Annotated in this window: 7 protein-coding genes; 4 read left to right on the forward strand and 3 right to left on the reverse strand. The window is 71.7% G+C overall.

All coding sequences use genetic code 11. From position 1 onward, the window contains the following. The 4 genes from DQW06_RS01700 to DQW06_RS01715 form a co-directional block, all read left to right on the forward strand. Window positions 1-1,852: ATP-binding protein (locus DQW06_RS01700; protein ID WP_117197837.1), on the forward strand; the 1,852-nt coding region annotated here is incomplete at its 5' end. A gap of 199 nt (window positions 1,853-2,051) precedes the next feature. Continuing rightward, entirely contained in the window at window positions 2,052-2,726 is a 675-nt protein-coding gene (locus DQW06_RS01705) for a hypothetical protein (protein WP_117197838.1), read from the forward strand. Further along, entirely contained in the window at window positions 2,723-3,346 is a 624-nt protein-coding gene (locus DQW06_RS01710) for a sensor domain-containing protein (RefSeq protein ID WP_117197839.1), read from the forward strand. The genes DQW06_RS01705 and DQW06_RS01710 overlap by 4 nt, the downstream gene beginning before the upstream one ends. Beyond that, complete coding sequence (locus DQW06_RS01715; protein ID WP_071623042.1) at window positions 3,343-3,945, forward strand: hypothetical protein; 603 nt, start codon at window positions 3,343-3,345, stop codon at window positions 3,943-3,945. Before DQW06_RS01710 ends, DQW06_RS01715 begins: the two co-directional genes overlap by 4 nt. 4 nt (window positions 3,946-3,949) lie before the next feature. Here the strand turns inward: DQW06_RS01715 and DQW06_RS01720 are convergent, their stop codons facing one another. The 3 genes from DQW06_RS01720 to DQW06_RS01730 all read right to left on the reverse strand — a co-directional run bounded on the left by DQW06_RS01720 (window position 3,950) and on the right by DQW06_RS01730 (window position 6,357). Then, entirely contained in the window at window positions 3,950-4,780 is an 831-nt protein-coding gene (locus tag DQW06_RS01720; protein ID WP_071623043.1) for an ABC transporter permease, read from the reverse strand. Beyond that, window positions 4,777-5,976, reverse strand: a complete 1,200-nt coding sequence (locus DQW06_RS01725; protein WP_117197840.1) for an ATP-binding cassette domain-containing protein — start codon at window positions 5,974-5,976, stop codon at window positions 4,777-4,779. The genes DQW06_RS01720 and DQW06_RS01725 overlap by 4 nt, the downstream gene beginning before the upstream one ends. 147 nt (window positions 5,977-6,123) lie before the next feature. Beyond that, window positions 6,124-6,357 carry a BldC family transcriptional regulator gene (locus DQW06_RS01730; RefSeq protein ID WP_071623045.1) on the reverse strand — a complete coding sequence of 78 codons (234 nt, stop codon included), beginning with the start codon at window positions 6,355-6,357 and terminating at the stop codon, window positions 6,124-6,126. Window positions 6,358-6,452 lie beyond the last annotated feature (95 nt).

The raw sequence follows: 6,452 nt of genomic DNA on the forward strand, positions 1-6,452 counted from the left end.
CTCGGTGGTCGATCCGCTGGCGGTGGACGTCACCCTCGCCTCCGACGTCACCGGGCGCATCGACCCCCGCGCGGTGGGGCCGTTCGCGCTGCCGGAGACGGAGCGGATCCGGCTGGCCGAGATCGCGGAGAACACCGCCGACTGCCTGCGCGACCTGTACGGGTTCACGGTGGAGGTGGAGGCCGGGCCGAGCGGACGCCCCGCCGTCACCGTGGCCCAGGCGAACCGGTACGCGTGGCTGGACTGCGGGCTGGAGAGGCTGGAGGAGCCGACCGACGGCGAGCGGGAGGCGCTGGAGGAGCTGAACGGCCTGGTCAGGACCTGCCTGGGTGTGGAGGCTCCCGAGGACGCGGAGGCGGAGTACCGGATGGACGGGGCCCTCGGGGTTCCCGTGGCGCTGCCCTACGGTGCGCCCGAGGATCCCACGGGGTTCGCGACGGACTCCGGGGGCTTCGCGGACGAGGCCCGCGCTCCGCGCGATCCCTCGGCGCCCGGGGAGGAGGCGGTCGCTCCCGGGGAGGTGCCGGACGACCCCGGCGGCGAGGAACCCGTGCCCGTGGAACCGTCCGAGGAGGTCCGGGACCCGGCCGGGGGCTCGGGCGAGCCTCCCGTTCAGGACGGACCGGCGCCGGTGGAGCAGTCGCCGTGGTCCCCGGAACCCGCGGAGGACCAGCCCCCGGGAACGGTTTCCGAGGAGACGGGCGGCTGGGGGTCCGGGGCGCCTCCCGAGCCGCCGCGCTTCGACGCGCGCACCTCCGCGTGCCTGGACTCCGCCCGGCGCGAGCAGCTGGACCCCTACGTGGCCCCGGCGGCGCTGCTGTTCACCGACGACCCCGAGGCGGAGGCGTCGGGCGTCGTGCCGCTGACCGGCGAGGGCCTGGTTCGGGTGTTCGGCGTGGTGCTGCTGGTACTGGTGCTGACGGTGGTGGTGAGCGTGGCGGTGTCCACGCGGCTCGTCCGCCCGGTGCGCGCGCTCACCGACGCGGTGCGGCGGATGCGGGAGGGGCGGGGGGACTCGCGGGTGGAGGTGCGCGACTCCGGTGAGCTGGGCCAGCTGGCGGACGCGTTCAACGAGATGGCCGAGCACCTGGAGCGGTTGGAGAAGCAGCGCCGGGCGATGGTCAGCGACGTCTCGCACGAACTGCGGACGCCGCTGAGCAACCTGCGCGGCTGGCTGGAGGCGGCCCAGGACGGGGTAGCCGACCTGGACCGGGAGCGGATGGGGATGCTGGTCGGCGAGACGCTGCTGCTCCAGGACATCGTCGACGACCTCCAGGACCTGGCGCTGGCGGACGCGGGCAAGCTGCGGCTGTCCCCGGAGCCGGTGGACGCCGGGGCGCTCGTGGAGCAGGTGGTGGACAGCCAGCGGCTGAGGGCCGCCGGGGCCGGACTGCGGCTGGTGGCGGAGGCCGGGGACGAGGCCGGGCATGAGGCCGGGGACGTGGTAGTCGTCGCCGACCGGACCCGGCTGGTGCAGGTGGTCGGGAACCTGCTGGGGAACGCGCTGCGGCACACCCCGGCGCCCGGAACGGTGACCGTGCGGGCGCGCCGCTCGGGCGGGGAGGCGGTCGTCGAGGTGGCCGACACCGGTGTGGGCATCCCGGCGGAGGACCTGCCGCACGTGTTCGACCGGTTCTGGCGGGCGGACAAGTCGCGCAACCGGCGTACGGGAGGGAGCGGGCTGGGGCTGGCCATCGTGCGCAACCTGGTGGAGCTGCACGGAGGGTCGGTGGCGGTGGAGAGCGTCGTCGGTGAGGGGACGACGTTCACGGTGCGGCTGCCGTTGGAGGGACCGCGAGGGGCGGAGGAACCGGAGTGGCCCGAGGGATCGGAGTGGTTGTCGGAGGACTGAGGGCGACCGGGCCTCCGGCCGCCGGGGCCGGAAGGCGGAGCCCAGCGCGGCAGCCGGTGACGGTGGACCGTACATGGAAACGCGTGCCCGGCCGAAGGCGGCCACGCCGCGCCCGGAATGCCCTGTCTCGTCTAGGATTCGGACAGACGCGGCACCGGCCCGACCGCGCTTCCCCCTGCCCCGGGCCCGTGGAGGATGCGTGCACCAGCCCCCCAACGTCCGCCGCCCGAGTTACACGGACCTGTACGGCCCGGGGTTCGGCGCGATGATGGTCTGCTGGATCACGTCCTCCCTGCTCCTCGTCATTCTTGTGGTGGTGAAGGGCCTCCATGCCGTCATGGGGGATCTCGTCTGGTTCGGCGTGGATTCCACCTGGGCGGACGCCGCCGCAACCTTCTCCGACACACTCGGGACCGCCTTGTTGGTCCCTCTTCCCCTGCTCAACGTCCTCGCTCTGTTTCTCACCGCCTCCTTGGACGCGGTGCACCCGAAGAACCTGCCTCCATGGACAACGCGCGAACAACTGCGTGAGGCGCGGGTCCTGTCGAACAACGCCGTCATGGGCGGTGACCCCTGGACGAACTTCCTCGCGCGTGTCCACGCCGGAGTGCACCTCAGGTCCTTCGGTTGGGTGTTGCCCCGTTGGGGGCTGGTCAGCTATCTCGTCCTGAACGGGCTGATGACCGGCAACGGTGTGTTCCTGCTCGTTCTAGGGTTCCGGCACGAGGACCCCGCCCTCATAGCGATAGGTCTGAACAACATTTCGCTCTTCGCCGGGTTCGCCGTCTTCGCTCTGGCTCTCAGGGCTCGGCGCCAGCACATGCGCGCCTTCTGCGACCTCTACGACGCGGCCCAGAGACGGACGGTCCGATGAACCAGCAGCGTCCTCCCCTGTTCCTCCGTATCCGTGCCTACGCCCACCGGGACCCGCGCGGTTACGCGATCCGTGCTGGCCTCGTCGGCGGCCTCTTCTTCGGTGCTGTCACGGGGCTCTTCTGGGCCCTCTTCCTCCGGTCCGTCGGGGACAGCGCCGTGTGGGCCCTTCCGTTCGGGGCGGTTTCGGGAGCCTTCTTCGGCGTTTTCATAACCGTGGTCATCGTCAGATCGCTTCCTTCGACCCCTCTGCCTCCGGGCACCGACCGGGCGGGGATGCGCGAGGCCGCGCGGCTGGTCCGCGGCGGAGTCCCCGGCACCGATCCCCTGATCAACCAGATCGCCCGACACCAGGCCGAGGCGGTTCTGCGACAGCAGTACTGGCCGAAGACCATGTCCGCCATCTTCGGCATGGGACTGGCGCTGAACCTGTGGTCGGCAACGATGAGCACCACCGGCCCCGGGCTCTGGGGCAACGTCGTGGGCCTCGTGGTGTTCCCCCTCATGCTGTTCGTTGCGATGCCGCTCACCGCACGCCAACGCAGACGGGCCAGGGCCTTCCTCACCGTGTTGGAGGAAGGCCCGGGCCCGAACCCGGACGACGGAAAGACGAACCGATGAACCAGCAGCGTCCTTCCCTCTCCTACCGCTTGCGTCTGTACGCCCACCAGAACCCGCAGCGGTACGCGGTTCGCTCCGGGGTCTTCGGCGGCATCTTCTTCGGCTGCTTCACGGCGCTCTTCTTCGCGTTCTTCCTTCTGGTCGTCGGGAGCAGCGCGCTGTGGGCCTTGTTGATCGGTGGTCTCTCGGGAATCGTCTTCGGGCTGGTCATGGGGGTGTTCGCCAGGCGGATGATTCCCGAGGAGCTTCTCCCGGACGTCAGCAACGCCCGCTTGCGCGCGGCCGGTCGGCTGGTTCGCAGCGGGGTTCCCGGAGCCGATCCTGAGATCAACCAGATCGCCCGGCACCAGGCCAAGGCGGTCCTGAGAGCGCCCTACTGGCCGAAGACCATGGTTGCGCTCTTCGGTCTGGGCTTCGCGTTGAACCTGGGGGTGGCGTTCACCGATCCCGGACCTTTGACCTGGGCCCGCGTCGTGAACCTCGCTGTGCCCGCCCTCGCGTTGTTCGTGCTGGCGCCGCTCATCGTCCGCAACCGCAGGCGGGCCCGGGCCTTCCTCGCCGCGTTGGAGGAGGACCCGGGCCCGCGCCCGGACGCCTGAGCCCTCAGCGGCCGAGCGCCCGGAACCGCCGTACGCACAGCGGGAAGAAGACCGCTGTGAGCACCAGCGGCCAGACCACGGCCATGAGCACCGCGTTCTGCGCGATCCAGCTCTCCCCGCCCCACCCCGGGTTGCCGAACAGCTCCCGGGTGGCGGCGACCGTGGACGACAGCGGGTTCCAGTCCGCGACCGCGCCCAGCCACACCGGCATGGACGCCGTCGCCACGAAGGCGTTGGACAGGAAGCCCAGCGGGAACTCCAGCATGTGCACGGCCGTGACGGCGCCCTCGCCCCGCACGGCCAGGCCCACGTAGACGCCCACCCACACCAGCGAGAAGCGCAGCAGCAGGAGCAGCCCGATCCCGGCGGCGGCCTCACCGATGCCGCCGTTCCACTGCCACCCCACCAGCAGACCGCACAGGACCAGCAGGACCAGGGTGATCGCCGACCGGAGCATGTCCGCCGCGCACCGGCCCACCACGACGGCCGAGGGCGCCATGGGCATGGAGCGGAACCGGTCGGTGACCCCGCGCGCGGCGTCCTGGGACACGGCGGTGACCGTCTCGCCCACCCCGAAGACCATCGCCATGGCGAACATGCCGGGCATCAGGAACTCCCGGTAGTCCCCGCCGCCGGGCACGGTCATCGCCCCGCCGAACAGGAACCCGAACATCAGCACCATGACCACGGGGAACAGCAGTCCCGCGACGAGCTGACCGGGCTGGCGCAGCCAGTGCACGACGTCGCGCCGGGCGATGGTCCACCCGTCCGCCAGCGCCCAGCGCAGCCGGTCGGCGGGCGCGGACACCGCGCCCTGGATGACGGTGTCGTTCATCGGCTCTCCCCCACTCGGTCGTCGCTGTCCTCGTGCTCTCCGCGCTCGCCGTGGTCCCCGCGGTCACCGCGGTCACCGCGTTCCCCGCGAACGTCGTGACCGTCACCGCCACCGGCGTCGCGGTCACCTCCGTCACTGACGTCACGGCCGCCACCGTCGTCACTGACGTCACCGCCGTTACCGGCTTCACCGACGCCCTCACGGCCAAGGCGGTCCCCGTGGCCATCGCGGTCGCCGCGGTCGCCTCGGTCCTCATGACCGCCGGTCAGATGCAGGAAGACCTCGTCCAGGGTCGGACGGCGCAGCGCGACGTCCTCCACCTCGATCCCCTCCTCCTCCAGCGCCCTCACCACCTCGGTGAGGGCCACGACCCGGTTCCGAACACCGACGCCGATCCGACGCGCGTCGGCCTCGACCTCGGGCCGCTCTCCGCTCACCCGGCCGATGAGGGCGGTGGCCCGGTCCAGCGCGGCGACGTCGTGGAGCACCACGTCGAGCCGGTCGCCGCCCAGCTGGGACTTGAGCTCCTCCGGCGTGCCCTCGGCGACGACGCGGCCGGAGTCGACCACCGAGATCCGGTCCGCCAGTTGGTCGGCCTCCTCCAGGTACTGGGTGGTGAGCAGCACCGTGGTGTCGCCCGCCACCAGGGCGCGGACGGCGTTCCACACCTCGTTGCGGCCCCGGGGGTCGAGTCCGACGGTGGGCTCGTCCAGGAACAGCACGGGCGGGGACAGGATCATGCTCGCGGCCAGGTCCAGGCGTCGGCGCATGCCGCCGGAGTAGGCACTGACCGGCTTGCGTCCGGTGTCGGCCAGGCGGAAGCGTTCCAGCAGCTCGTCGGCCCGCACGGCGGCGCGCCGGGCGCCCAGGTGGTAGAGGCGGCCGAACATCTCCAGGTTCTGCCGTCCGCTGAGCACCTCGTCCACGGCGGCGTTCTGGCCCACCAGTCCGATGCTCCGGCGGACCGCGTCCCCCTGGGAGGCCACGTCGTATCCGGCGACGCGCGCGGTGCCCTCGTCCGCGCGCAGCAGCGTGGCCAGGACGCGTACGGCGGTGGTCTTGCCCGCGCCGTTGGGGCCGAGCAGCCCGCACACGCTGCCCGCGGGCACGTCCAGGTCGAACCCGCGCAGCGCCCAGCTCTTCCCGTAGCGCTTGCCCAGACCGCGCGCGGTGATCGCGCCTCCGGTCGTGTTCACAGCGTTCCCCTCTCCACGCTTGTCGTACGCCGTACAGTACGGCCTACGATCCAGGGAACACAAGGGGATCGGAGATAATTCCGTACGGCGTACAGAATCTTTTTTCCGGGTCGGACACGCGGTGTCGGCTCCACCGTGTGCGCGGGTTCAGGTGGTGGGCGGCTGATCGATCCAGAGCAGTCGGCGGACCTCGGCCGGGTCGAAGCGGAGGTGGCCGCCGGGGGTGCGCACCACGGGGATGCGCCCCTGTGCGGCCCACCGGTTCACGGTCCTGGGGTTGACCCTGAACATGTCGCCCACCTCGGCCACGGTGAGCAGGTAAACGGGCAGGTCGGCATGGGATGCGTGGGGCTTGCGGGGTGCGTGGGGTGTGTTGGGCACGGTTGTCCTTCGTCGGGGGTGGAGGCGGGGCGAGAAGCAGGAGGTGACAGGAGGTGAAGGGTGGAGGGTCGGGGGGGGGGGGGGGGGGGGGGGGG

The sequence above is a fragment of the Nocardiopsis sp. TNDT3 genome, from assembly GCF_003427465.1.
Classification (GTDB): Bacteria; Actinomycetota; Actinomycetes; order Streptosporangiales; family Streptosporangiaceae; genus Nocardiopsis; species Nocardiopsis dassonvillei.